At 67.2% G+C, this 25148-nt stretch carries 26 protein-coding genes and 1 tRNA gene; 16 read left to right on the top strand and 11 right to left on the bottom strand.

The genetic code is table 11. The features are described 5' to 3' along the window. The first annotated feature begins 26 nt into the window (after positions 1-26). The 5 genes from AC3ANX_RS13000 (at position 27) to AC3ANX_RS12980 (ending at position 2436) form a co-directional block, all read left to right on the top strand. Positions 27-752, top strand: coding sequence for a ComF family protein (locus tag AC3ANX_RS13000; RefSeq protein ID WP_488333693.1), 726 nt, complete (start codon positions 27-29; stop codon positions 750-752). A 35-nt stretch (positions 753-787) separates the two neighbouring features. Further along, positions 788-1045 carry a glutaredoxin 3 gene (grxC, locus tag AC3ANX_RS12995; protein ID WP_488333692.1) on the top strand — a complete coding sequence of 86 codons (258 nt, stop codon included), beginning with the start codon at positions 788-790 and terminating at the stop codon, positions 1043-1045. Then, the gene (locus AC3ANX_RS12990; RefSeq protein ID WP_488333691.1) at positions 1042-1863 is read left to right on the top strand and encodes a carbon-nitrogen hydrolase family protein; all 822 of its coding nucleotides are present in this window, start codon (positions 1042-1044) and stop codon (positions 1861-1863) included. The genes grxC and AC3ANX_RS12990 overlap by 4 nt, the downstream gene beginning before the upstream one ends. Then, on the top strand, positions 1860-2312 hold the full coding sequence (locus AC3ANX_RS12985) for a DUF1178 family protein (RefSeq protein WP_488333690.1): 453 nt from the start codon (positions 1860-1862) through the stop codon (positions 2310-2312). Before AC3ANX_RS12990 ends, AC3ANX_RS12985 begins: the two co-directional genes overlap by 4 nt. Positions 2313-2359: 47 nt before the next feature. After that, positions 2360-2436: transfer RNA gene (locus AC3ANX_RS12980), tRNA-Arg, on the top strand. A gap of 53 nt (positions 2437-2489) precedes the next feature. Here the strand turns inward: AC3ANX_RS12980 and AC3ANX_RS12975 are convergent. From AC3ANX_RS12975 to AC3ANX_RS12965, 3 genes are all read right to left on the bottom strand, one after another. Continuing rightward, on the bottom strand, positions 2490-3125 hold the full coding sequence (locus AC3ANX_RS12975; RefSeq protein WP_488333689.1) for a hypothetical protein: 636 nt from the start codon (positions 3123-3125) through the stop codon (positions 2490-2492). Positions 3126-3258: 133 nt separating this feature from the next. Then, positions 3259-3531 carry an SWIB/MDM2 domain-containing protein gene (locus AC3ANX_RS12970; protein ID WP_488333688.1) on the bottom strand — a complete coding sequence of 91 codons (273 nt, stop codon included), beginning with the start codon at positions 3529-3531 and terminating at the stop codon, positions 3259-3261. A 211-nt stretch (positions 3532-3742) separates the two neighbouring features. Then, entirely contained in the window at positions 3743-6220 is a 2478-nt protein-coding gene (locus tag AC3ANX_RS12965) for a TonB-dependent receptor (protein WP_488333687.1), read from the bottom strand. Between the two features lie 224 nt (positions 6221-6444). Between AC3ANX_RS12965 and folE the strand changes: the two genes are divergently transcribed. From folE to AC3ANX_RS12950, 3 genes are read left to right on the top strand one after another with little or no spacing between them, the layout of a single operon-like run. Next, on the top strand, positions 6445-7065 hold the full coding sequence (gene folE, locus AC3ANX_RS12960) for a GTP cyclohydrolase I FolE (RefSeq protein WP_488333686.1): 621 nt from the start codon (positions 6445-6447) through the stop codon (positions 7063-7065). Between the two features lie 5 nt (positions 7066-7070). Continuing rightward, positions 7071-7835: an SDR family oxidoreductase gene (locus AC3ANX_RS12955; protein ID WP_488333685.1), complete on the top strand. Its 765-nt coding sequence runs from the start codon at positions 7071-7073 to the stop codon at positions 7833-7835. A 1-nt stretch (position 7836) separates the two neighbouring features. Then, positions 7837-8211 (top strand): dihydroneopterin aldolase, encoded by a 375-nt coding sequence (locus tag AC3ANX_RS12950; protein WP_488336946.1) that lies wholly within the window; start codon positions 7837-7839, stop codon positions 8209-8211. A gap of 190 nt (positions 8212-8401) precedes the next feature. Here AC3ANX_RS12950 and leuA read toward each other — a convergent pair whose 3' ends face one another. Further along, positions 8402-10063 (bottom strand): 2-isopropylmalate synthase, encoded by a 1662-nt coding sequence (gene leuA, locus AC3ANX_RS12945; protein ID WP_488333684.1) that lies wholly within the window; start codon positions 10061-10063, stop codon positions 8402-8404. 273 nt (positions 10064-10336) lie between these two features. Between leuA and AC3ANX_RS12940 the strand changes: the two genes are divergently transcribed. Then, the gene (locus AC3ANX_RS12940; protein ID WP_488333683.1) at positions 10337-10738 is read left to right on the top strand and encodes a BLUF domain-containing protein; all 402 of its coding nucleotides are present in this window, start codon (positions 10337-10339) and stop codon (positions 10736-10738) included. Here the strand turns inward: AC3ANX_RS12940 and AC3ANX_RS12935 are convergent. The 6 genes from AC3ANX_RS12935 to miaA form a co-directional block, all read right to left on the bottom strand. Beyond that, positions 10723-11352 carry a TMEM175 family protein gene (locus AC3ANX_RS12935; RefSeq protein ID WP_488333682.1) on the bottom strand — a complete coding sequence of 210 codons (630 nt, stop codon included), beginning with the start codon at positions 11350-11352 and terminating at the stop codon, positions 10723-10725. The two genes, AC3ANX_RS12940 and AC3ANX_RS12935, sit on opposite strands and share 16 nt — an antisense overlap. Continuing rightward, a complete protein-coding gene (locus AC3ANX_RS12930) occupies positions 11349-11966 on the bottom strand; it encodes a YceI family protein (protein WP_488333681.1) in 618 nt (205 codons plus the stop codon). Before AC3ANX_RS12930 ends, AC3ANX_RS12935 begins: the two co-directional genes overlap by 4 nt. A gap of 392 nt (positions 11967-12358) precedes the next feature. Further along, positions 12359-13378, bottom strand: a complete 1020-nt coding sequence (gene ilvC / locus AC3ANX_RS12925; RefSeq protein ID WP_488333680.1) for a ketol-acid reductoisomerase — start codon at positions 13376-13378, stop codon at positions 12359-12361. 137 nt (positions 13379-13515) lie between these two features. Beyond that, positions 13516-14031, bottom strand: coding sequence for an acetolactate synthase small subunit (gene ilvN, locus AC3ANX_RS12920; RefSeq protein ID WP_488333679.1), 516 nt, complete (start codon positions 14029-14031; stop codon positions 13516-13518). Positions 14032-14145: 114 nt separating this feature from the next. Beyond that, on the bottom strand, positions 14146-15903 hold the full coding sequence (gene ilvB, locus AC3ANX_RS12915; protein WP_488333678.1) for a biosynthetic-type acetolactate synthase large subunit: 1758 nt from the start codon (positions 15901-15903) through the stop codon (positions 14146-14148). Positions 15904-15980: 77 nt separating this feature from the next. Then, positions 15981-16901: a tRNA (adenosine(37)-N6)-dimethylallyltransferase MiaA gene (gene miaA / locus AC3ANX_RS12910; protein WP_488333677.1), complete on the bottom strand. Its 921-nt coding sequence runs from the start codon at positions 16899-16901 to the stop codon at positions 15981-15983. Positions 16902-17000: 99 nt separating this feature from the next. Here miaA and serB point away from each other — a divergent pair, with 99 nt between their 5' ends. The 7 genes from serB (at position 17001) to AC3ANX_RS12875 (ending at position 24739) form a co-directional block, all read left to right on the top strand. Then, the gene (gene serB / locus AC3ANX_RS12905) at positions 17001-17882 is read left to right on the top strand and encodes a phosphoserine phosphatase SerB (protein ID WP_488333676.1); all 882 of its coding nucleotides are present in this window, start codon (positions 17001-17003) and stop codon (positions 17880-17882) included. Between the two features lie 91 nt (positions 17883-17973). Beyond that, positions 17974-20499: a thiamine pyrophosphate-binding protein gene (locus AC3ANX_RS12900; RefSeq protein ID WP_488333675.1), complete on the top strand. Its 2526-nt coding sequence runs from the start codon at positions 17974-17976 to the stop codon at positions 20497-20499. After that, positions 20486-21463 (top strand): NAD-dependent epimerase/dehydratase family protein, encoded by a 978-nt coding sequence (locus AC3ANX_RS12895; RefSeq protein ID WP_488333674.1) that lies wholly within the window; start codon positions 20486-20488, stop codon positions 21461-21463. The genes AC3ANX_RS12900 and AC3ANX_RS12895 overlap by 14 nt, the downstream gene beginning before the upstream one ends. Further along, positions 21460-22095, top strand: a complete 636-nt coding sequence (locus AC3ANX_RS12890; RefSeq protein ID WP_488333673.1) for a hypothetical protein — start codon at positions 21460-21462, stop codon at positions 22093-22095. Before AC3ANX_RS12895 ends, AC3ANX_RS12890 begins: the two co-directional genes overlap by 4 nt. After that, a complete protein-coding gene (locus AC3ANX_RS12885) occupies positions 22092-23021 on the top strand; it encodes a glycosyltransferase family 2 protein (RefSeq protein WP_488333672.1) in 930 nt (309 codons plus the stop codon). Before AC3ANX_RS12890 ends, AC3ANX_RS12885 begins: the two co-directional genes overlap by 4 nt. Beyond that, positions 23014-23418 carry a GtrA family protein gene (locus AC3ANX_RS12880; RefSeq protein WP_488333671.1) on the top strand — a complete coding sequence of 135 codons (405 nt, stop codon included), beginning with the start codon at positions 23014-23016 and terminating at the stop codon, positions 23416-23418. Before AC3ANX_RS12885 ends, AC3ANX_RS12880 begins: the two co-directional genes overlap by 8 nt. Continuing rightward, entirely contained in the window at positions 23402-24739 is a 1338-nt protein-coding gene (locus AC3ANX_RS12875) for a hypothetical protein (RefSeq protein ID WP_488333670.1), read from the top strand. Before AC3ANX_RS12880 ends, AC3ANX_RS12875 begins: the two co-directional genes overlap by 17 nt. Here AC3ANX_RS12875 and AC3ANX_RS12870 read toward each other — a convergent pair. Beyond that, on the bottom strand, positions 24649-25146 hold the full coding sequence (locus AC3ANX_RS12870; protein ID WP_488333669.1) for a hypothetical protein: 498 nt from the start codon (positions 25144-25146) through the stop codon (positions 24649-24651). The genes AC3ANX_RS12875 and AC3ANX_RS12870 overlap by 91 nt on opposite strands. Positions 25147-25148 lie beyond the last annotated feature (2 nt).

Genomic DNA, 25148 nt, shown 5'->3' with positions numbered 1-25148 from the left:
TGTCGCCGCGCCAGCGACAAGGGGCCGTGTCGCGCCTCACCGCTCCGTTCCACTTCGTTGCCACCCTCGCGCTGCCGCCGCGTTGCCCCGGGTGCGGCGCGGTGACCGGGGCGGACCACCGCTTCTGCGCAGCCTGCTGGAGCGATCTGCGCTTCCTCGCCCCACCGTGGTGTGCGACGTGTCAGGCACCGTTCGAGCATGACTATGGCATCTCCGACGTGTGCGCCGACTGCCTGGCCGAGCCGCCGCGCCATGCCGGCGTATTCGCCGCGGTCGGCTATGGCGATGTCGCGCGCACGCTCGCGCTGCGGCTGAAATACGGCGGGCGGATCGCCTTCGCCGAGACGGTCGCGCGACAGATGGCGCGGCTGGTGCCGGCGGGTGCCGATCTGCTCGTGCCGGTGCCGCTGCACCGCTGGCGTTTGTGGTCGCGCGGGTTCAATCAGGCCGCGCTGATCGCGCAGGCGCTCGCCCGCATCGCGGAAGTCGAGACCGATCCGCTGTTGCTGCGCCGCAGGCGCGCGACGCCGATGTTGCGCGGACTGGGCGTCGCCGGGCGCACGCGGGCGGTGAAAGGCGCGTTCGCGGTAGTTCGACCAGAGGGGATCGCGGGCAAAGCGGTGGTGCTGGTCGACGATATCTACACCAGCGGCGCGACCACCGATGCCTGCACCGCCGCGCTGCTCGACGCGGGCGCGGCGTCGGTCGCGATCCTGTGCTGGGCGCGGGTGCTCGATACGGACCATGCGTGATTGACAAGCGGCGGCCGACTGCACACCTGTATCCTATGGCAAAGACGCAAATCTATACCAAGGCCTTCTGCCCCTATTGCACCCGCGCGCTGCATCTGCTCGCGAGCAAGGGCGTCGAGGTCGAGGAGTTCGACATCACCATGGGCGGGCCCAAGCGCGCCGAAATGCTGTCGCGATCGAACGGGCGCACCACCGTGCCGCAGATCTTCATCGGCGACACGCATGTCGGCGGTTCGGACGATCTCGCCGCGCTCGAACGTGCCGGCAAGCTGGACGCCTTGCTCGCGGCATGAAGATCGCGCTGCTCCAGATGACGAGCGGGATCGACCCGCTCGCCAATGCGCGCACCATTTCCGCGGCGGTGGCCGACGCGGCGGCGGGCGGGGCGGCGATGCTGTTCACGCCCGAAATGTCCGGGCTGATCGATCAGGACCGTGTTCGCGCCAGGCCGAACCTCCACGCCGAGGGCGACGACCCGGTGCTCGCCGCGACTCGGGCGGCGGCGAAGGAGCACGGCGTCTGGGTGCATCTCGGCTCGCTCGCAGTGCATGGCGAGGACGGGCGGCTGGCGAACCGCGCCTTCGTGATCGACGATACCGGCGAGATCCGCGCGCGCTACGACAAGCTCCACCTGTTCGACGTCGATCTGCCGACCGGCGAGCGCTGGCGCGAGTCCGCCTCTTACGCGCCGGGGCAGGGTGCGGTGGTGGTCGAGACGCCGGCGGGCAAGCTCGGCCTGTCGATCTGCTACGATCTGCGCTTCGCCGATCTGTTCCGCGCATTGAGCAATGCCGGCGCGACGATCCTCGCGACGCCCGCCGCCTTCACCCGGCCGACCGGGGCGGCGCACTGGCACATCCTCCAGCGCGCGCGCGCGATCGAGTCGGCGGCCTATGTCGTCTCCGCCGCGCAGACCGGCACGCATGAGGATGGACGTGCCACCTACGGTCATTCGCTGGTGATCGACCCGTGGGGCGAAGTGCTGCTCGACATGGGCGAGGACGCCGGGCTGGGTTTCGCCGAGATCGACCCTGCGCGCATCGCCGACGTGCGTGCGCGTGTGCCGGTGATCGCGCACCGCCGCCCGATCCCGGACGTCGCCACCGCATGATCGTGTTCGATCTGCGCTGTGCCGGCGCGCATGTGTTCGAGGCGTGGTTCGGATCGAGCGCGGCTTACGAGGATCAGCGCGCGCGCGGGTTGCTGTCCTGCCCGGTGTGCGGCGATGGCGATATCGCCAAGGCGGTGATGGCGCCCAACGTCGGTGCCAAAGGCAACAGTCGCACCGTCGCCGCGCCCAAGCCCGACACGCCGCCGAGCCCGGAGGCGATCAAGGCGGCGATGCGCGCGCTTGCCGCCGCGCAGGCGAAGGCGCTGGAAAATTCGGAGTGGGTCGGCAGCGGCTTTTCCGAGCGGGCGCGCGCGATGCACGCGGGCGAGCTTCCCGCGGGCCCGATCCACGGGCAGACCTCGATCGCCGAAGCCAAGTCGCTGGTCGAGGAGGGCGTACCGGTCGCGCCGCTGCCGTTTCCGGTGCTTCCGCCCGACACGATCAACTGATCGCCGCTTGAGCACGGGCGCGACGCCCGGTAGAGGGACGTCAGAGTGGTTCCGTAGCTCAGCCGGATAGAGCGCCACATTCCTAATGTGGGCGTCGGGGGTTCGAGTCCCTCCGGGACCACCAATTCCACACGCCCGTAGCGGCGCCGGCTCACCCGGCGCCGCGTGCGCTTAGCCTTATTGCGAGGTGGTGACGCTGGTCGTGGTCTTCTCGACCGTGCTGGCGCGCGGTGCGGTCGATTTACGGACGACGCGGTGGCGCACCGCCGGGGCGGTCGATGCCTGTTTGGTCGTCTCGGTGGTGACGGTGGTGGTCGGCGTCGGCGTGGGTGCGGCGACGATCACCGGCGCGGGCGGAGTCGCACGTGCGGCGGCGGCATCGGCTGCGGCGGAAGCGGCGGCCTGCTGGGCCTGATCGGCGCGCTCGTTCGCGGCCTGCGCCTGCTGCTGCGCCTCGGCGGTCGCGGCCTGTGCATCGGCCTGCTGCGCGCTCGCCTGTGCGTTGCGCGCGCGCTGCGCCTCACCAAGCGCGGTGTCGGCGAGTTCCGAGGCATGGTGTGCGTCGGCGATGGCGGCGTCTTTCTGGCCGCGCGCGAGTTCCTCCTCGGCGGTGCGAAGCGATGCCTGCGCTTCGGCCTGCATGTGCGGCGCGTTGCCCGCCACGCCGACCTTGTTGGCTGCGTCGATCTTGCCGCGCGCCTCGGCGATGGCGGATCGCGCGCGATCGGCCTTGCCCTGCGCGAGCACGGGGGAAGCGGTGAAGATGAGAGCTGTCGCGCCAAGGCTGGCGGCGATCAAGTTGGTTCGTTGCATGACGACCTCTCCGTTGTAAGACCGGATGCGAAACGAACGCTATGTGCGGATAGTTCCGGTCTGGCCGGACCGATCCGCGTAGAGCCGGGCGGTTGCGGGCGTCGGCATGGTCGCCGGACGCCCGCAAGTCGGCTCAGGCCTTCATGTGGCCGGCGAGGTGCTTGTTCATCTCGAACATGGTCACCTTGTCCTTGCCGAAGATCTTCTTGAGGTTCTCGTCGGCGACGATCTCGCGCTTGTTCTCCGGGTTCTGGAGATCGTGCTTCTTGATATATTCCCACACCTTGGAGATCACTTCGCTGCGCGGCAGACGATCGCTGCCGACGATCTTGGCCAGATCTTCCGAAGGCTGGATCGGCGCGTGGATGCCGCCCGTCTTGGGCGCGTCGGTCGGTGCTTTGGCCATGGTAGTTCCTTCCTGCTGTGTCGTTCGTGCCGACATCGGTTCCTGCGCCGGTGCGCAGCGCGGGTGCGCTTGTGCGCCGCCTTTTGCCCGATGTCACTCTTCCCGATCGGCTGTGGCCCGTTCGTTACGGAAGCGGGCCGGGGCGCGCTCGATAGAGGCGGTTCGCCGGTGATGCAAATGCTGATCGTGAAGGTGCCGTTAGCGATCCGGCTCAGAAAAGCTTGCGAAACGTCGCGCCATAGGTGCGCGGCGGCTGGATATAGCCGCTGTAGCTGCCGTCCTGCGCGACGGTGGGAAAGGTGCTGACCACCGCCTGATCGTCCGTGAGGTTGCGCGCCCACAGCAGGATTTCGAGCCCGGCGGCGGGCAGCGTTACGCCGACGCTGGCGTTGACGATGTGGTAGCCCCAGGTCGCGACGTCGGGCGGGGAGCTTTCGGTCTGGTAGGTCGGGCTCATGTAATCATATTCGGCGCGCAGCCACGCAGCCATGCCCGGCGTGAGATCGTGGCGCAGCGTCGCGGAGGCCGATGCGCTCCATTCCGGAATGCCGGCAGGACGCTGGCCGGTGAGGTCGCGGAACAGCGGTGGCAGGCCGGTGCGCGGGTCGATCGGGCAGCGCACCGGATCGTAGCTGACGCAGGCCGCGCCTTTGAACGCATCGTAGGTCGCATCGAGATAGATTACCGATCCGGCGAGCGACAGCGGCTTGACCGGAGTCCAGGCGGTGTCGACCTCCACGCCCCGGGAGGATTCCTCGCCCGCGTTGACGAGAGCATAGCCGAACCCCTTGAAGATGTTCGACTGGAAGCCCTTGATCGTCTGTTGGAACACCGCGAGGTTGAGATAGCCGCCACGGAATTGCGCCTTCAGCCCGGCTTCGTAGAGGGTGACGTTCTCGGGCGCGGCGGTGCGGCCGACACCCGCCTGGTCGGGCGGGCGGCTGTCCGACGACAGATTGATCGCGCCCGCCTTCCACCCGGTCGCGTAGGTGACATAGGCGGTGGCAGGCCCGAGATCGTAGCTGGCGTGCGCGGTGTAGGTCACCTTGTCGCCGCTGAGGATGCCGCTTTCACGCGCATTGGGAAAGTTGACCGGCGCGTGGCCGGGGGCGTTCGCGTAGAAGAATTGCAGCGCGGTCAGCGGGCTGAACAGATTGGTCGGGATCGTCGCGCCGGCGGGCGCGGCCGGGTTGAGGATCGCCAGTGGCAGCAGCCCAAGTTCGCGCACGTTGCCGAGGTCGAGCGCGGAGAACCGATCGCGCAAGCTCACGAACGAGTGCGCCGCCTTGCGGTCATGCAGATAGGCGACGCCGCCGCCGATCGTCAGCCGCGCGGTCGGCGTATAGTCGGCATTGGCGAACAGCGAGAAGGCACGTTGCGCGAGCGTATAATGGTCGGAGATGCCCTCGCCCGGCTGGAAATAGCTGCGGCCCGGCAACACCGCCGGGTTGACCAGCGATTGCAGCGTCTCAAGCTGCCCGATCGCGCCGCCCGACAGCCCGTCCGCGAACGCGCGTGCGTCGCGGCCAAAGGTGACATCGCGGCCGGTGGCGACATGCTCGTCCTGGTAGAAGCCGCCGACCAGCCAGCTCAGCGGACCTTTGCCGGTCGAGGCGAGGCGGATTTCCTGCGTGAAGGTCTTGATGTGGTTGGCGGCGGCGTTGGTGACGATGTCCGCACCGGTGAAATCGACATCCTGCCGCGACTGGTTGATCTGGTCGCGATAGGCGGTGATCGCGGTGAGCCGCGCGACGCCGAGCGTGTAATCGGCCTGCGCGGACACGCCCTTGCCGATCAGCCGGTTGGTCGGATCGCTGTTGCTGACCGAGGTGCGTGCGAAAACATCGCTCGGATCGCCGACCGGCTTGCCAAGCCCGAACGGGGCGGGCGCGCCGATGAACTGCGTCGCCGGCCCGTTGCGGACCGAGGCGACGCCGCAGCACAGCTCGTGGATGCGGTTGTAATCGGCGATCACCCGCACCGACAGATCGGCCGATGGCCGCCACAACAGGTCGGCGCGCACCGAATGGCGATTGCGGTCGTTAATATCCTGGCCCGTGGTGAGGCTGTGGACATAGCCCGCGCGCTCGTTCAGCGTACCCGACAGGCGGACGGCGATCGTGCGCGACAGCGGGCCGGTGACGTTCGCTTTGGCCTGCATCAACCCGTATGTGCCGACGCTGAGTTCGGCCTTGCCGCCCCATGCGAAATCGGGCGCGCGCGTGACGATGTTGATCGCCCCCGCCGACACGTTCTTGCCGAACAGGGTCGATTGCGGCCCGCGCAACACCTCGACCCGCTCGACTTCAGGCAGATCGTCCATCGCCGCCGAGGTGCGTGTGCGGTACACGCCGTCGACGAAAACGCCGACCGAGCTTTCGATGCCATCGTTGCCGTTGCCGTTGCCGAAGCCGCGGATCAGGAAATTCGTCTGGCCGACCGCGTTGAACTGCTGGACCTTGAGCGAGGGCACCACCGATTGCAGATCGATCAGGTCGGTGATGTGCGCCGCCGCGATCGTCTCCGCCGAGGTGACCGATACCGAGACGGGCACCTGCCGCAGCGTCTCGTTGCGCTTGGTGGCGGTGACGACGATATCGTCCTCACGCCCCGGCGGTTGCTCCGCCGCGAAGGCGGGTGCCGCAGCCGACACCGCCATTGCGGAGGCCGCGAGCAGCACGTATCTCATCGCAATGACGACCCCCTGTTCGCGCCCGCCGTTCGGCAGATCATTGTTCTGTTTTCCCGCAGTTGGCCTAGCGTGTTGTTGAATCGGTCGTCAATGCGCGAGACGCCCATTATGTGCGAAGCGGAGTATCGTTTCACGTTCGACATGGAGATCGAAGACAATCGTGCGGTTTTGCTTGGCCGCACGGACCGGATAACTGGTCTCCATCTTACCGAGGATTTGCAATGAATTTACCACCCGACACGGCAACCTCGGGGGATCTGGTGGCGGACGACGGCAAGATCGCCGTTCCCGACGATGTCGCCGAAGCGGTTCGGACATTGATTCGCTGGGCGGGCGACGATCCGGCGCGCGAAGGCTTGATCGACACGCCCAAACGGGTGGCGCGCGCGTGGCGGGAATATTGCGCCGGCTATGGCGACGATCCGGCGCATCATCTGTCGCGCGTGTTCGAGGAAGTCGGCGGTTATGACGAGATCGTGCTGCTTAAGGACATTCCGTTCCAATCGCATTGCGAACACCACATGGCACCGATCATCGGCAAGGCGCATATCGCGTACCTGCCCGGCAATTACGTGGTCGGCATCTCCAAGCTGGCGCGCGTCCTCCACGCCTATGCGCGGCGCTTGCAGGTGCAGGAACGTCTTACGGCCGAAGTTGCCGACTGCATCTGGAACAACCTTCATCCGGTCGGCGTCGCAGTGGTGATCGAGGCGAGCCACGCCTGCATGACCGCGCGCGGCGTGCGCACCCCCGGCGTATCGATGACGACCAGCCGCATGATGGGCGTGTTCCGCGACGACGAGCGCAGCCGCAAGGAAGTCCTCGCGCTGATGGGGCTCTGACGGGCATGCGGCGCACCGTTCTCGTCACCGGCGCGGCGCGGCGGATCGGCGCGGCAATCGCGCGGACGCTGGCAGGCGCGGGGCACCGCGTGGTGATCCACCATTTCCACTCGGCCGACGATGCCGAGGCGCTGGCCACCGAATTGCGCGGCGGCGGTGCCGAGATCGCGACGATCCACGGCGATATCGCCGAGAACGCCGACCGGCTGTTCGCCGATGCGCGCGCGGCGGCGGGCTGCGTGATCGACGGGCTGGTCAACTGCGCGTCGCTGTTCGATTTCGATCGGCCGCCGCACCAGAAGCCGGAGCTGTTCGCGACGATGATGCAGACCAACCTCGCCGGCCCGGTCGCGCTGGCGACCGCGCTGGCGCGGCAGGAGGGGCTGCGCGACGGGGCCGTCGTCAACGTGCTCGACCAGAAGGTCGCCAACCTCAACCCCGATTTCTTCTCTTACTCGCTCAGCAAGACCGCGCTGGAAAGCGCGACGGTGATGCTCGCGCAGGCGTTGGCGCCACGCGTGCGCGTCAACGCGGTGTCGCCGGGGCTGACCCTGGTGAGCCACGACCAGACCGCGGGCGAGTTCGACGCAGTGGCGCGCGACACTCTGCTGCGCCGCGCGGTGTCGGTGGAGGATATCGCCGGCACGGTCGCATGGCTGTTGGCGTGCGGGAGCATCACCGGGCAGAATGTGTTCGTCGATTGCGGGCAAAGGTTCATCACCCGCGACAGCGACGTGATGTTCGCGACACGGGAGCGTGCGCTTGACTGATATCGGTTCCGGCGGCTCCGCGACGTACACCGTGCTGCTCGACGCGCTGGAGATCCAGGTCGGGCTCGGCATCCACCCGGTCGAGCGCGCCGGACCGCAGCGCGTGCTGGTGAGCGTTTGGCTGGATTGTGCCTATGGTGCGCCGCCGGAGGACCGGATCGATGCAGTGGTCGATTACGACTTCTTGCGTACCGGCATTCACGCGCTGGCGGCATCGCGGCACTTCGAGTTGCAGGAGACGTTGTGCGACGCGATCGCCGCGCTCGCGCTGACCGACCGCCGCGTGGGCGGGGTGCGGGTGCGGACGGTGAAGACCGACATCTATCCCGATGCGCGGATCGGCTGCGAGATCGTGCGGCGGCGGTCGCGGCCGTGAGGATGTGCCCCCGCGAAGGCGGGAGCACATATGCTACATCAGGCTTAATGCGCCGTCGGCAGCGCAGATCGACTGCAAGACCGTGCGGTAAAACCCGTCGCCCCGGCGCAGGCCGGGGCCGCCAGGTAATCTGGCGAAACGGGTGCCCCACACGCAGCGGCCCCGGCCTGCGCCGGGGCGACGTGTCTCGCTACGCCCGGTTCGCCGCGCTCAACACCGCACGAACCGAGGCGGTGGCGACATCCTCGTCGATGCCGACACCCCACACCGTCCGTCCGTCGGCGGTGCGTGCCTCGACATAGGCGGCGGCGCGCACGTCCGAGCCCTTGCCGATCGCATGTTCGACATAATCGGCGACTTCGAGGCTGACGCCGAACCCGTCGGCGATCGCCGCGACCACGCTCGAGATCAGGCCGTTGCCGCGCCCGCTCACCGAATGATGCTCGCCCGCCACCTCGATATCACCCCCGAAGATGCGGTCGCCGTTGGGCGCGCGCGTTTCGTCATAGGCGCCGAGCACGAAGCGATCCTCGCCCCGCGCGAGATACGTCCGCTCGAACGCGCCCCAGATGTCGGTCGCATTCAGCTCGCGGCTGGTCTCGTCGGCCAGCGCCTGGACGTGGCGGCTGAAGTCGGCCTGGAGTCGCTTGGGCAGCTTCAGCCCCTTGTCCTGCTCGATCACCCAGGCGACGCCGCCCTTGCCGCTCTGCGAATTGACGCGGATCACCGCCTCATAGCTGCGGCCGAGATCGGCCGGGTCGATCGGCAGGTACGGCACCTCCCAGAGATCGTCATTACGCGCCTCCTGCGCGGCGAAGCCCTTCTTGATCGCGTCCTGATGGCTGCCGGAAAACGCGGTGAACACCAGATCGCCCGCGTAAGGCGTGCGCGGATGGACCGGCAGTTGCGTGCAGTAATTGACCGTGTTCACCACCTCATCGATGTCCGACAGGTCGAGGCACGGCGACAGGCCTTGCGTGTACATGTTGAGCGCGACCGTCACGAGATCGCAATTGCCGGTCCGCTCGCCATTGCCGAGCAGGCAGCCCTCGACCCGGTCCGCGCCCGCCATCAGCCCGAGTTCTGCCGCCGCGACGCCGGTGCCGCGATCGTTGTGCGTGTGCAGGCTGATCGCGATCGAATCGCGGTTGCGGATGTTTTTCCCGAACCATTCGATCTGGTCGGCATAGACGTTGGGCGTCGCCGCCTCGACCGTGGCGGGCAGGTTGAGGATCAGCGGATGGTCGGGAGTGGGGCGCAGCACCTCCATCACCGCTTCGCAGACCTCCACCGAGAAATCGAGTTCGGCGGTCGAGAAGGTCTCGGGCGAATATTCGAAGAACCACTCGGTGTTCGGCTGCGCGGCGGCACAGTCGCGCAGGATCATCGCGCCTTCGATCGCGATCTGCTTGATCTGCTCGCGCGTCATGCCGAACACGATCTTGCGCCATGCGGGACTGACCGCATTGTAGAGGTGGACGATCGCCTTAGGCGCACCGCGCAAGCTCTCGAAGCTCGTCTCGATCAGGTCGCGGCGCGACTGGGTCAGCACCTGCACCGTCACATCGTCGGGAATGCGCCCGGTCTTGACGAGGCCGGAGATGAAATCGAACTCGACCGCGCCCGCGCTCGGGAAGCCGACCTCGATCTCCTTGAGACCGACCTTGCAGAGCAGATCGAACATCCGCGTCTTCTTTTCGGCGTCCATCGGGTCGATCAGCGCCTGATTGCCGTCGCGCAGATCGGTCGACAGCCAGCGCGGCGCCTTGGTGATCGTGCGCGAAGGCCATTCGCGGTTGGGCAGGTCGATTTGCGGGAAGGGGCGGTATTTGGTCGAAGGATCGCGCAGCATGGGCGTATCTCGCTCGCTGAAGGGTTGGGTCTGGCTCTCTTGCCCTCAGGCGCGTGTGCGTGAGGGGCAGCCCCCGCGCACGGTGACGGTCGCGCCTAAGGGCGCGTAAGTCGAAGCAGCAGGCCGATCCCGATCGTCATCCCGTTTGCGATAGCGCCGCCACGACCCGCTTGTCCAGACCGATCGCGCGAGCCGATGCGGGGAAATCGCGCGGCGTTAACCAATATGTCAAACACTTCGGGAGAAAAGGCCGGGAAGACAAGGAGATGCACGATGTTGCAGTTGATCTACATCAGTACGGCAGCGCCGTCGGTCGGCGAAGGTGAGGTGTCGCGAATCCTAGTGCGATCACGCGCCAACAATGCCCGCGACGATCTGACCGGATTGTTGTTCTTCAACCGCAAGCGGTTCCTGCAAGCGCTGGAGGGGCCGGAAGCGGAGATCGACCGGGCGATCACGCGCATCAGCGCCGACGATCGCCACGGCGCGCTGGTCGTGCTGTCGCGCCGCACGATCGAGACGCGCGAGTTCGGCAGTTGGGCGATGGCATCGCTGACCGGCGACGAAACCGCGGCGCGCGCCGCGATCGGACGGGTCGATGCGCTGACGGCGGACGCGTCGGCCAACGTCCGCGCGCAGTTCACCAGTTTCGCGCGGCTTCAGCCCGCCGCCTGACGCGGCGCGAACAACGTGTCGACGCGGCTCTGCGGCAGGAACCACATCAGCGCCACGAGTCCTGCGCAGCCGATGCCCAGCCACGGCGAGACGAAGGTAAGCGGAATGCCGAGCGCATAGATCGCAGAGGCGGCGAGCCCCTTGCGCGTGCTGGCCGCATAGAAGCGCTCGGCAGCCGGTCCGCGTTTGCCGGTGCGACGGATCGTCGCCTGGAGCCAGGTGTAGCACAGCGCCGGGAACAGCATCGTGGCGAGATACAGCCACGTCGCCTCGGCGTTGAAATGATGTTCGCCGAGGTACGAGGTGGAGAACGGCACCAGCGACAGCGCGAACAGCAACAGCATGTTCGACCAGACCAGCGCATTGCCGACATGCGTGGCGTGGCTGAACAGCCGGTGGTGGTTCACCCAATAGATCGCGACATAGGCGTAGCTCAGCACATAGGCGAGGAACACCGGCCAGAGCGTCCACAGCTTCTCCATCCCCGCGGACACCGGGGGATGGAGTTCGAGCACCATGATCGTAACGATGATGGCGATGACGCCGTCCGAAAACGCCTCCACGCGCCCGACGCCGGGCCGGCCTTCGATCTCTTCGGACGGCATGTCGGTCATTGGGCCTCGAATGCTGCGTTGATGGTGAGCGGTACGCTATCCGAAACCATCGCGGTGAGGAAGGTCACGCCATAGTCGCTGCGCTTGATGGTGGTGGTCGCCTGAAAGCCGATCGTCGCTTTCTTGTCCATCGGGTTGACGCCCGCGCCGACGAAGCGCGCGTCGAGCGTGAGGGGCCGCGTGACCCCGTGCAGCGTGAGCGTGCCGGCGATCGTCGCCCTGGTGCCGCTGACCGTCACCTTGGTCGAGACGAAGCGTGCGGTCGGGTATTTGGCGGCGTCGAAGAACTCGGCCGAGGCGATATGCTCGTTGAGGTGCGCGACCGTCGTCACCGCCTTGTCGATCGGGAAGCTGATGTCGAGCTTGTCGGCGGCGGGCTTCCTGGGATCGAGCACCAGCGTGCCGGTCGGCTGCGTGAACTGGCCGGTGTAGATGCTGAAGCCGAGGTGCTTGACGGTGAACAGCACCTGCGTGTGGAGCGGATCGACCGTATAGGTGCCGGCGGCGACCTGCGCGGGATTGGCGGTGCCGGGGCCGACGTCGGACGGCGCGGGGGACTGGGCCAGGGCGGGCGCAGCGACGAGGGCGAGCAGCGGGAGGAAGGCGAAACGCATGGGGGGGTCTCCTGGTGGAGACGCACATCTGGCGATCTTGCTGCGCTGCCACAAAGCCAGAGTTTGCAACAGATCGTTTCGGATCGTGCCTGAAAAGATGCGACGGTTTCCGAAAATGCAATGTCGCCGGAGATGTCTTTCCCCATCACAACCGATCCCGGACGAAGGCCGGGTTCAGTCGGAGAGACTCTCGTGGCGGAGCGTCGCGCCAGTTACCATCGTTCCGTAGCTGGACCGCGGCCTTCGCCGGGGATCGGCAGATGGCGACGGGCCAATACGGGCGCCGCGATAGCAGAGCATCGTCCGGACCTCCGTTCGGACTGAGCGAAGTCGAAGCCCGGGCGTTTGGGGCTAATCCTTCGACTTCGCTCAGGACGAACGGAGGGACTGGATCAGTTCTTCGCCTTATCGACCAGCGCGTTGGCGCCGATCCACGGCATCATCGCGCGCAGCTTGGCGCCGGTCTCCTCGATCGGGTGGCGCTGCGCGAGGCCGCGTGCCGCCTTGAGTTCAGGCTGGCCGGCGCGGTTGTCGAGCACGAAGTCCTTCACGAAGCGGCCCGACTGGATGTCGGCGAGAACGCGCTTCATTTCCTTCTTGGTCTCTTCGGTAATGATGCGCGGGCCGGTCTTGATATCGCCGTACTCGGCGGTGTTCGAGATCGAATAGCGCATGTTGGCGATGCCGCCTTCATACATCAGGTCGACGATCAGCTTTAGTTCGTGGAGGCACTCGAAATAGGCCATTTCGGGCGCGTAGCCCGCCTCGACCAAGGTCTCGAACCCGGCCTGCACCAAAGCGGTGGTGCCGCCGCACAGCACGGCCTGCTCGCCGAACAGGTCAGTCTCGCATTCCTCGCGGAAGTTGGTCTCGATGATGCCCGAACGCCCGCCGCCGACGCCGCTCGCATAGGCGAGGCCGATGTCGTGCGCGTTGCCGCTCTTGTCCTGGTGGATCGCGATCAGGCAGGGCACGCCGCCGCCGCGCACGTACTCGCTGCGCACGGTGTGGCCGGGGCCCTTGGGGGCGATCATGATGACGTCGAGGTCTTCGCGCGGCTCGATCAGGCCGAAGTGGATGTTGAGCCCGTGCGCGAACGCGATCGTCGCGCCCTGCTTGAGGTTGGCGTGGAGATCGTTCGCGTAGATCGCGGCCTGATGCTCGTCCGGCGCGAGGATCATGGTGATGTCGGCCCAGGCGGCGGCTTCGGCGGTGGTCATCACCTTGAAGCCCGCGTCGGTCGCCTTCTTGGCGGTCGCCGAACCCTCGCGCAGAGCGATCGCGACCTCTTTCACGCCCGAATCGCGCAGGTTCTGCGCATGAGCATGGCCCTGCGAGCCATAGCCGACGATCGCGATCTTCTTGTCGCTGATGAGGTTCAGATCGGCGTCGCGATCGTAATAGACACGCATTGGCAGTTCCCTTTGCTTCTGGTCCGTCATGCCAGCGCAAGCTGGCATCTCGTGCGGGTAGGGCGGTGCGCTCTCACCGGGAGATCCCAGCTTGCGCTGGGATGACGAGGGTGGTTGTCATTCAGGTCGTAGAAAGTTCAGGCGGCGTCCCGTCCGCGCGAGATCGCGACGATGCCGGTGCGCGCGACTTCGATCAGGCCGACCTCGCCCATCAACTGGACGAACTTGTCGATCTTCTCGATGCCGCCGGTCACCTCGAATACGAAGCTGGAGATGGTCGCATCGACCACGCGGGCGCGGTACACTTCGGCGAGGCGCAGCGCCTCGATCCGGTGATCGCCGGTGCCGCGCACCTTGACGAGCGCCAGCTCGCGCTCGACATGATTGCCCTCGGCGGTCAGGTCGTGGACCTTGTGGACCGGCACCAGCCGATCGAGCTGCGCGACGATTTGTTCGAGCACCGGCGCGCTCGCCGAGGTCACGATCGTGATGCGGCTGACCGCCTTGTCGTCGGTAATCTCCGAGACGGTCAGGCTCTCGATATTGTAGCCGCGCGCGGTGAACAGGCCGGCGATCCGCGCGAGGATGCCCGGCTCGTTGTCGACGATCACGGCAAGCGTGTGCCGTTCGACGGTTTGTTCCTTGATGTGCATATTACCTCGTCGCCCCGGCGAAGGCCGGGGCCGCTGGGTTGAGTTCGGGACGTCGGTTGCGCGAGAGCAACGCAGCGGCCCCGGCCTGCGCCGGGGCGACGATCGTTGCGTGCATCACACCAGCGCCCTCGCGCGGTCGTCCATCTCGCCCGAGACTTCGCTCGAATAGAGCAGCATGTCGGTATGCGCCGCACCGCTCGGGATCATCGGGAAGCAGTTGGCGAGCTGCGCGACGCGGCAATCGACGATCACCGGCCCGTCATACGCCAGCATGTCGGCAATGCCGCTCTCCAACTGGTCCGGCCCCTCGATGCGGATGCCCTTCCAGCCGTATGCCTCGCCCAGCCGAACAAAGTCGGGCAGCGCATCCGAATAGCTTTCCGAATAGCGGCTCGAATAGGTCAGCTCCTGCCACTGGCGGACCATTCCCATATACTGGTTGTTGAGGATGAAGATCTTGACCGGCAGGCGGTATTGCGTGGCGGTGGCGAGTTCCTGGATGTTCATCTGGATCGACGCCTCGCCGGCAATGTCGATGACGAGCGCGCCCGGATTGCCGAGCTGCGCGCCGATCGCAGCGGGCAGGCCATAGCCCATCGTACCGAGCCCGCCGCTCGTCAGCCACTTGTTCGGCGCTTCGAAATCGAAGTGCTGCGCGGCCCACATCTGGTGCTGGCCGACCTCGGTGGTGATGATCGGGTTGCGGGCGTGCGTCGCCTCCCACAAGGCGCGGATCGCGCGCTGCGGCATGATCTCCTCGACCGAGGGCGGGAACTCCAGGCTCTTGACCGCGCGCCAGCCCTCGATCCGATGCCACCATTCGGTGAGATCGGGCTTGGGGTGCCGCCGCGCCTTGTAGACGCGCACGATATCCTCCAGCGCACGGCCGACATCGGCCACGATCGGCAGGTCGACGCGGACGTTCTTGTTGATCGAAGACCGGTCGATATCGACGTGGATCTTGCGGCTGTTCGGGCTGAACGCGTCGAGCCGACCCGTCACGCGATCATCGAAGCGCGCGCCGAGGCACACGATCAGATCGGCCTGATTCATCGCGTGATTGGCTTCGTAGGTGCCGTGCATGCCGAGCATCCCCAGCCACTGGGGCGAGGAGGCGGGCAGCGCGCCGAGCCCCATCAGCGTCGAGGTGACAGGCGCGCCGGTGATGCGGGCGAGTTCGCACAGCAGCTTGCTCGCCTGTGGCCCTGCATTGATGATGCCGCCGCCGGTGTAGAGCACCGGCCGTTCCGCCGCCGCCAGCATGTCGACCGCCTGCTCGATCAGCGCCTGATCGGCCTTGACCTGCGGACGATAGGTCTTGTGGACGGTCGCGTTGGGCGCGGCGGGCGTCTTCGCGTACGTCGCGCTGGCGACCTGCACGTCCTTGGGGATATCGACCACGACCGGGCCGGGGCGGCCGGAGGTGGCGATGTGGAACGCCTCCTTGACGACCTCCGACAGCTTGGCCGGGTCTTTCACGAGGTAATTGTGCTTCGAGCAATGCCGCGTGATGCCGACCGTATCGGCCTCCTGGAACGCGTCGGTGCCGATCAGCGTCGTCGGCACCTGACCGGTGAGGACGACCATCGGGATCGAATCCATCAGCGCATCGGTGATGCCGGTGACGGCGTTGGTCGCGCCCGGCCCCGAGGTGACGAGCACCACGCCGGGCTTGCCGGTCGAGCGGGCATAACCCTCCGCCGCATGCGTCGCCGCCTGTTCGTGGCGGACGAGGATGTGCTTGATCCGACCGGAGCGGAACATCGCATCGTAGATCGGCAACACGGCACCACCCGGATAGCCGAACACGATCTCCACACCGAGATCGCACAGCGTCTCGATCAGGATATCGGCTCCACTTTTCTCGGCCACGGCAGGTCTCCTTTGCGGCAAGTCCATAGCATTGCCGGAGCGGCGCTGCTAATCGCACGAAACAATCGCGTCAACCATTAAATGCGCAATAAAGTTGCTAATAATGCAAATTGCTGAGTTGTTTCTGTCTCGTCAGTGCGAATCCAGCTTGGCGGGGGCTGGTTGCGGAACCAGGTATATTGCCGCTTGGCATATTGGCGGGTCAGCGTTGCGCCCTGTGCGGCGGCGGTGCCGGCGTCGATCTTCCCCGCGATCAGCCGCCCGATCTCGGCGACGCCGATAGCACGGCGCACCGGAGCCTGGGCCGCGATATCGCTGCGGGCGAGCAGCGCGGCGACCTCGGCGCGGCCGTCGCGCACCATCGTCTCGAACCGGGCGTCGATGCGCGCGTGCAGCCACGCGCGATCGGGCAGCAGCACCAGCGCGGCGAGGTCGATACGCGCGCCGATGCCGCCGGTCCTGGCGGCGCGCCAGTCGGCGATCGAGCGCCCGGTCGAGCGCACCACCTCCAGCGCCCGGCCGACCCGCGTGGTGTCGGCGGGGCTGAGCGCGGTGGCAATCACCGGGTCGAGCGCGGCGAGTTGCGCGTGCGTCTCCGCAACGGGCAGCGCGCGCACCTCCGCACGCACCGCCGGGTCGATCGGCGGCACCGGTGCAATTCCGTCGAGCAAGGTGCGCAGGTACAGACCGGTGCCGCCGACGAGGATCGGCAATTTGCCCGCGCCGTGCGCCGCGTCGATCTCGTACGCCGCCTCTGCGGCCCAGCGCGGCGCGGAATAGTCGTCATCCGCACCGTCGACATGGCCGAACAGCCGGTGCGGCGCGCTCGCCTCCTCGTGCGGGGAGGGGCGGGCGGAGACGATGCGCAGATCGCGATAGACTTGTGCACTGTCGGCGTTGACGATCACGCCATCATGCGCTTGCGCCAGCGCGATCGCGAGCGCGGACTTGCCGCTCGCGGTCGGGCCTGTAATGAGCGCGACTTTCGGGAGCGCCATCACACGCTCCGTTCGCCCTGAGCCTGTCGAAGGGCGTGTCGCGTGGTACGTGCTTCGACAAGCTCAGCACGAACGGTGGGTAGGGCCGGGGAGTAAGACATGTTCATCGCGACGCTGATAGCACCCGGACGGCTCACCGCAGGCGATATTTCCGAATGCCGAGACCGACTCGACGCGGCCGGCTGCGCAAGCGTCGCCGGCGGCTGGATCGACGAGGGCGACGCCGCCGATCTCGCCTTCACGCTCTCCCCCGATGCGGCGCGGGCCGCGTTGGAGGGCGCGTTCACGGGCGTCGACGTGGTGGTGCAGCCGGGTGAGGGGCGTCGCAAGCGGTTGCTCGTCGCCGACATGGACAGCACGATGATTACCGTCGAATGTATCGACGAACTCGCCGATTATGCCGGTATCAAGCCGCAGATCGCCGCCGTCACCGAAGCGGCGATGCGCGGCGAACTCGATTTCGAATCGGCGCTTGATGCGCGCGTGGCGCTGCTGAAGGGGCTCGACGAAGCCGTCATCCAGCGCTGTCTCGACGAGCGCGTGACGATCATGCCCGGCGCGGAGGCGCTGGTGAAGACGATGCGCGGGTGGGGGGCGACCGCGATCCTCGTGTCGGGCGGCTTCACCCGCTTCGCCGAGCCGGTCGCCGCCAGGATCGGCTTCCACCGCGCGATCGCCAACCGGCTGGAGATCGCGGGCGACATGCTGAGCGGCACCGTCACCAAGCCGATCGTCGGCGCGCAGACCAAACTCGATACACTGCGTGCTGCGAGTGCGGAGTTCGCGCTCGCCGAGGCGGAGACGCTTGCCGTGGGCGACGGCGCCAACGATCTCGCGATGATCGGCGCGGCGGGGCTGGGCGTCGCCTATCACGCCAAGCCGATCGTCGCCGCCGCCGCCGCCGCGCGGATCGACCATAACGACCTGACCACGCTGCTCTACGCGCAAGGCGTGCCGCGCCGCGACTGGGTGACGGGTTGACCCCTCCGGCATTGCCCGCAGCCGCTATTTAAGCGTTCGGTAACCAGTTTCATCAATACGTCGTTCCGGGACAGGGACGGGGTACGCGCACGTGAAGCATTGGACACCCACCGAAGCATTGCCGGCTTTGCTCGAAGCGGCTGCCGCGCGCCCGCTCGGCCAGCCGCCGCTCGCCGAGCCGCGCATCGTGCTCGATTTCGACGGGGTGTTGTTCAACAGCGCGTACGAGGCGTTTACCGTCTGCAACCTCGCCACGCGCGACGACCCGGCATACCGGCAGGGCGTGAGCTTCGAAGCGTTCATGCAGTGCCGCGTGCATTTGACCGATGCGTGGCAGTTCAACCGGCTCTATGCGGTCGAGCGCCACACCGGCCAGTTCGCCACGCTGCGTCATGCGCGCGCGGGCGAGGACGATCGCGCTTTCGCCGCCTCGTTCTTCGCGGCGCGCACCGCGATGATGCTCGATCCCGACTGGCCGAAGGCGATGGCGCCCTACGACTTCTTCTTCCAGATTCGCCCGCTGCTGATCGCGCAGCCGGAACGCTTCGCGATCCTGTCGACGCGCAACGTCGAATCGATCCGCCGCACGCTCCAGTTCTTCGGCGTGAACCCCGACAGCCTTGCCATCTTTGGGCAGGAGCATATCCGTGCCGCCGGATCGAAGCTGGCGGTGGCGCAGGGGCAGGGCTGGCTCGATGGCGACCAGTTCACCGTCTATATCGACGATATGACCGATCACCTCACCCCGTTCGAGGGCAAGGTGCATCTGCCGCTTCATGCCGACTGGGGCTATGACCGCCCGCGCGGCGACAGCCTCAGCCAGCAGCAGATGCTCGGCATTGTCACCTCGCTGCTCAGCCGCGACGAGGCGGAGACGACGCTCAAGTACAGCGACCAGATCGGCGCGTGGTTGCAGGCGGCGGGCTACACCCATTATTTCTACGTCGGCGGGGGCAACATCATGCACCTGACCGAAAGCCTCGATCGCTACCTGACCGGGGTGCCGGTGGTGCACGAGGTCGCGGCCGGCATCGCGGCGGAATATTTCAACGAGATCGCAGCACCCGCCAAGGCGCTCGCGCTGGTGACGGCGGGGCCGGGGCTGACCAATATCGTCACCGCCGTTTCGGGCGCGTATCTCGAAAGCCGCGAATTGCTGGTGATCGGGGGGCAGGTGAAAACCTCCGATCTCGCGAACGGGCAGGTCCGCTCGCGCGGGATTCAGGAGATCGACGGTGTCGCGCTGCTGCAATCGACCACCAAGAACAGCGTGCGGATGCTCGAACCGTGGAGCGCGCGCGATTTCCTCAATGCGATCGCGCCGAGCTGGGAACCGCGCAAAGGTCCGGTGTTCCTCGAACTGCCGCTCGACGTGCAGGCCGCCACCGTAACGGCCGAGCCGCTTCCGCCCGTCACCGCGCCCGGACTGCCGACCGCGCCCAACACGGGCATCGCCGAAGTCGCGAGCCTCTATGCCGCCGCCAAGCGCCCGATCGTGCTGATCGGCGGCGGCGTCGATCATGCGACGATGGCCGATCTGCGCGAGCGGTTCGCCGATCTGCGCATTCCGGTGATGACCACCTATAACGGCGCCGACCGCATCGACGGCGACGATCCCTGCTACCTCGGCCGGCCCAACACCTGGGGCCAGCGCAGCGCCAACATCGTCATCCAGAAGGCCGACCTCATCATCGCGCTCGGCACGCGGCTGGGGCTGCAACAGACCGGGTTCAACTGGCAGGAATTCGGCCGCGACGCGAAGATCGTGCAGGTGGAAATCGACCCCGGCGAACTTGAAAAGGGTCACCCCCGCACGGACCGCCGCTTCTGCGCGGATGCCAATGATTTCGTCCGCCGCCTCGTCGCGCAGCCGCTGCCGCCCAAGGACGACTGGCTGGCGGTGGCGCGCGCGATCCGGCAGGCGGTGCCGCGTGTCGAGGACGTCAACCATACCGGCGAGGGCTATATCTCGCCCTACGACTTCATCCTGCGGCTCGAACCGCTGACCCGCGCCGACGACCTCATCATCCCGTGCAGCTCGGGCAGCGCGTTCACGCTGTCGATGCAGCTCTACAAGCAGAAATACGGCCAGCGGATGCTGACCAACAAGTCGCTCGCCTCGATGGGGTACGGCCTGTCTGGTGCGATCGGCGCGTCGGTCGCGTCCCGGGGCAAGCGCCGCACCATCCTGATCGAAGGCGACGGCGGGTTCGCGCAGACCATGCAGGAACTCGGCACGGTCGAGATCAACCGGCTCGATCTCAAGATTTTCATCTTCGACGATCAGGGGCAGGCGTCGATCCGCATGACCCAGCAAAATTATTTCGACGGCAAGTACCTCGGCTGCGATCGCAAGTCCGGGCTCGGCCTGCCGCGCTGGACCCGATTGTTCGCGGCTTGGGACATCCCCGTTATTGAACTGCCGCTCGATTTCGAGAGCGATCCCACGTTCCAGGCGATGATGGTCTCCGGGCTGCCGGCCGCGTTCATCGTCCCGATCGACCCGCGCCAGACCTATTTTCCCAAGATCAGCAGCCGCATCACCGCGACGGGCTCGATGGAATCCAACCCGATCGACCGTATGTCGCCGGAGATCGACTATCTTGCCCGCCACTGACCAGACGCTGCTGCTGATCGGCGGCTCGGGCTTTTTCGGGAAGTCGTTCCTCGATGCCTACGCGCGCGGGCTGCTCGCGCCGTGGCGGATCGGGCGCGTGATCGTGGTGGCGCGGAGCGCGACCCGACTGCGCGCGACGCACCCGCTGCTGGTGCGCAGGGGTGTCGAGTTGATCGACCTCGACATAGCGGCCGCGCACAGCCTGCCGCGCGCTGATTACGTGATCCACGCCGCGAGTTCGAGCGACGCGCGCGCCTATGCCGCCGACCCGCTGGCGGAGCGCGCCAACATTCTCGGCGCGATCGACACTTACTGCCGGATCGCGGCGCGCGACCATCGCGACGCGCGTATCGTCTATACCAGCAGCGGCGCGGTATATGGCCGGCAGCCCGCCGCGCTGTCGCATGTCGCGGAGGATTTCATCCCCGGCGATGCAGCCGGTCTCGTCGCCTACAAGCGCGATTATGCCGAGGCCAAGCGGCTGTCAGAGGCGGCGCTGGCGCGGCTCGGCGGGCGGGGGCTGGCGGTGTCGGTGGCGCGCTGCTTCGCGTTCGTCGGCGCGTATCTGCCGCGTGACCAGCATTTCGCGATCGGCAACTTCCTCGCCGACGGCATCGCCGGTCGCCCGGTGCGCGTGACTGCCAGCAAGGCAGTGTATCGCAGTTACATGCACGCCGACGATCTGGTGCGCTGGCTGATGACCATCGCCGCGAACGCCTCGGCCGAGTGCCCGGTCTATAACGTCGGTTCGGATCAGGCGGTGACGATGGGGGAGCTTGCCCATGCGGTTGCCGCGCGGTTTGGCGTGGCGGCGGAGGTGCCCGCGATCACCGACCCGGCGATCGATCGCTACGTGCCGTCGATCGACAAGGCGCGGCGCGACCTTGGCCTGACGCTCGACTATGATCTGACCCGGGCGATCGACGCGGTCGCGTCGCGGCTGGTCGCGGCGGCGGCTGCATGACGCCGCGCCCCAGCCTGATCGGCACGCTCGCCGAATCGCGCCTGCTGCGGCGGCGCTGGTGGCGGCGTGGTGGCTTTGCGCTGCTGGCGGTGCTGCTCGCGCTGCTCAGTCTCTATCCCGAACGCTACCGCGCGACGATGCTGCTCGCCCCGCCTGATCGCAGCGGCGATCTCGGCACGATCGCGCAGCTCGGCGCGATGAACGGGCTGATCGGCAGCGAATATCAGCCCGAACGGCTGCTCGCGGTGGCGCGCAGCCCGCAGGTGGCGCTCGACGTCATCCGCGATCTCGGCTTGCAACAGGGCGACACGCGCGCGGCGTTGAGAACGCTCGGGTGGAAGACCAACATCCGTACCTTGCGCGGCGGCATCGTCGAGGTCGAGGCGACCGATCGCGACCCACGCCTCGCGCTGGCACTCGCGGCGAAACTGGGCGCGGCGGCGCAGGCGCGGCTGCACGCGCTATCGCCCTCGGGCGCGGCGATGCAGGTGATCCAGCCCGCGTTTCTCGACCCGGACCGGCAGGTCAATCCGCTGCCGCTCGGCTGCCTGATTGTGGCGCTGCTACTGCTCGTCGCGGTCGAATTCTACATCCTCAGCGTGCGCATCGACGCGCGGCGGAGCGCGCGATGAGTCCTGAGATTTCGGTCGTCATCCCCACCCGCAACGAGGAGGCGAACGTCACCGCGATCGCCGCCGCTGTCATCGCCGAACTCGATGCGGCGGGTGCGGACTACGAGCTGATCTTCATCGACAACGTCTCGTCCGATGCCACCGTCGCGCTGGTCAAGGCGATGTGCGTGGCCAACCCGCGCATCAAGCTGATCGTCAACACGCGCAATTTCGGGCAGATGCGCTCGCCCACGCACGGCATCTTCCAGGCGCGCGGCCGCGCCGTCATCAACATGTGCGCGGATTTTCAGGATGATCCCAAGCTGATCGGCCGCTTCATCGCGCGCTGGCGTGAGGGCGCGCCGATCGTGCTGGGCGTGCGCGAGAGCGAGGAGGGTGGCTCGGCCGGGCTGCGGCTGGCGCGGCAGGCGGCCTACGGCATCGGCGCGCGGATGGGCGACTACCAGCTCATCCCCAACGCGACCGGCTTCGGCATCTACGACCGGCGTGTGGTTGAGACGATCAAGGCGCTCAACGAGCCCGAGCCGTTCTTTCGCGGGCTGCTGGTCGAAACCGGCTTCGCGATCGAGACGATCGGTTTTCCGCGTGCCAAGCGGGGCGGGGGCAAATCGAACAACACGTTCTGGACGCTGCTCGATTTCACCATTTCCGGCCTCGCCGCGTGGTCGAAGAAGTTGCTGCGCGCGCCGATGTTCCTCGCGGTGTTCGTCGGGATCGCGGCGGTGCTGGCGCTGCTCGTCGCGCCGGTGGCGATGCTGCTCGGCTGGCCGGGCTGGCCGTGGCTGCTGATCGCCTTTGCCGAAATGCAGGTGGCGGTGCTGCTGTTCTTCCTCGGGCTGGTCGGCGATCAGCTTCGCCATGTGTCGGAGCGCACGCGCGGCTTCCCGCTGGTGGTCGAGGCGGAGCGGGTCAATTTTGGTGATTGAACCGGCGCACCCGTTCGTTGCTGGCAGGCACCGCGTTTGGGAGGTGGTGCGCTTCTATCAGGCCGCCGCCGTCAACACCGCATTCGGCTATGGCCTGTACGCGCTGCTGCTGTGGCTAGGGCTGGGGCGATACCCGGCGCAGGCGATCGCGCATGTGTGCGGGACGGGGTTCAACTATCTCACCTATTCGCGCCATGTGTTTCGCGGGCGGCGCGGCTCGCCGGGGCGGTTCGTGCTGACCTATGCGGGCAATTACGCGCTCAACCTCGCGCTGCTGGCCGCGATCAGCCTGTGGGTACGTTCGCCTTATGCGGCCGGATTGCTGGCGACGGTGGCGGCGTCGCTGGTCAATTACGTCGCGCTGAAGCTGTTCGTTTTCGATGCGCACGCTGCCTGAACGGCTGTTCGCGCTGGCGATCGTCGCGGCGCTGGCGGGCGATCTCTGCTTCTTCGCACGCGCCGGTTATCTGCTCCCGCCGTTCTTCGTCGATACTGCCGACACCTATATGGATTGGTTCAACACTGCGTGGTGGGCGCGCGACCGCGGCACCTACGACGTGTGGCGCAGCATCTATCCGCCGCTGTCGTTCCTGTTCCTGCGCGTGACGTCGGTGGCGCGCTGCTACGACGGCGATCCGTTCGCGGCGCGCGATTGCGACTGGCTTGGCACGGGCGCGCTGTGGGTGGCATGGGCGAGCGACCTCGTGCTGATCGCGGTGATCTATCGCCGGAGCGATCGCGCCACCGCATGGCCGCGTACCATCGCGCTGGGTTTGGGACTGCCGATGCTGTTCGGGCTGGAGCGCGGCAATCTCGCCATCGTCGCGCTGGCGCCGTTCATGCTGGCGTTCGGCCCCTTGCTGCGTTCCGCTCGCGCGCGCTGGCTGGCAGTGGCGGTGGCGATCAACTTCAAGCCGTATCTGCTGGTGACGCTGTTCCCTGCGCTGCTGCGGCGGCGCTGGCGCTGGTTCGAAGGCGCGACGATCGCCACGCTCGCCGTCTATGCGCTGAGCTGGGGCATGCTCGGGCGCGGCACGCCGGGTGAGATTGTCGCCAACAGCATCCGTTTCGCGCAGGCGATCAAGCCGGTGGTGGCGTGGAAGGACGTGCTGGCGGCGGAGTCCTACTCGGTGCTCGGCAGTTGGCTCGCCGGGCCGCTACCGCTTTCCGCCGTGGCAGGCTCGCGCGCGGTGGAGGCGGGGTCGGCGCTGGCCGTGCTGCTCCCGCACGTCGCGCAGGCGGTGATCGCGGCGGCGGCGTTCGCGGCGTGGCTGCGGCCCGGAGCGCTGCCGGCGCACCGCATGACGACGCTCGCGCTGCTGTTCGCGCTGGTCAGCAACGAGGCCGGGCTCTACGCCTTGGTGTTCTGCCTGTACCTGCTGTTTCTCGAACGCTGGGCCGGCGCGGGGCGCATCGCGGCGCTGGTGTGCGGGTATCTGATCTGCCTGCCGTGGGACGTCGCGGTCGCGCCGGTGTACGCCATCGTCCAGCAGAGCTGGCTGGGCGGCGCGCCGGTCACGGTCGATGATGCGGTGACGGTTGCGCCGCTGGTGCGGCCGGGGCTGGTGATCGCCTGCGCCTGTGCACTCTCGAGCGCGACGATCGCGGCGGTGTGGCGCGCGGGCGGTCAGCGGGTCGGGGCGGGAAGCTCGATCGGCTGCATTTCACCAAGCAGCGCGTCGAACACGCCGGGCGCAAACGCCGCCACCGTGCGGTAATCGTCCTCGCCATCGGCCGCATGCTTGAAGCGTCCGGTGCGGGCGTCGTAAAACCCGCCGGTGTTGATACCGAGCCGGAGGAACAGCACGCTGCCGACCCCCGCCAGCGCGCCGCCGTTGCGCGCATAAAGCCGGCGTATCACGGTCTCGGGATCGGTCGCGAACAGGTCCATATCCTCGAAGCGCACGTTGGCAACGCCCGGCGAACAATCCGCGTCGATCAGCCGATCGTCGCGATACCCGAAGCTCGGCATCGTCTCGCCGCGCGTTTCGCGCACCGAGCCGTCGAACGCCGGATCGCGGTGATGCGCCGGGCCGATCACGTGATCGGCCTGCGCGACCTGATCGGGCGTCATGCCGAAGCGTAAGGGGCCGATGCCCACGCCGGGAGTAATCGTCCAGTTCATCG

This window comes from Sphingomonas sp. BRN-1R, assembly GCF_057748035.1.
Note: the sequence above shows the minus strand (reverse complement) of the source record. Positions and strands in the feature narration are given on the sequence as shown.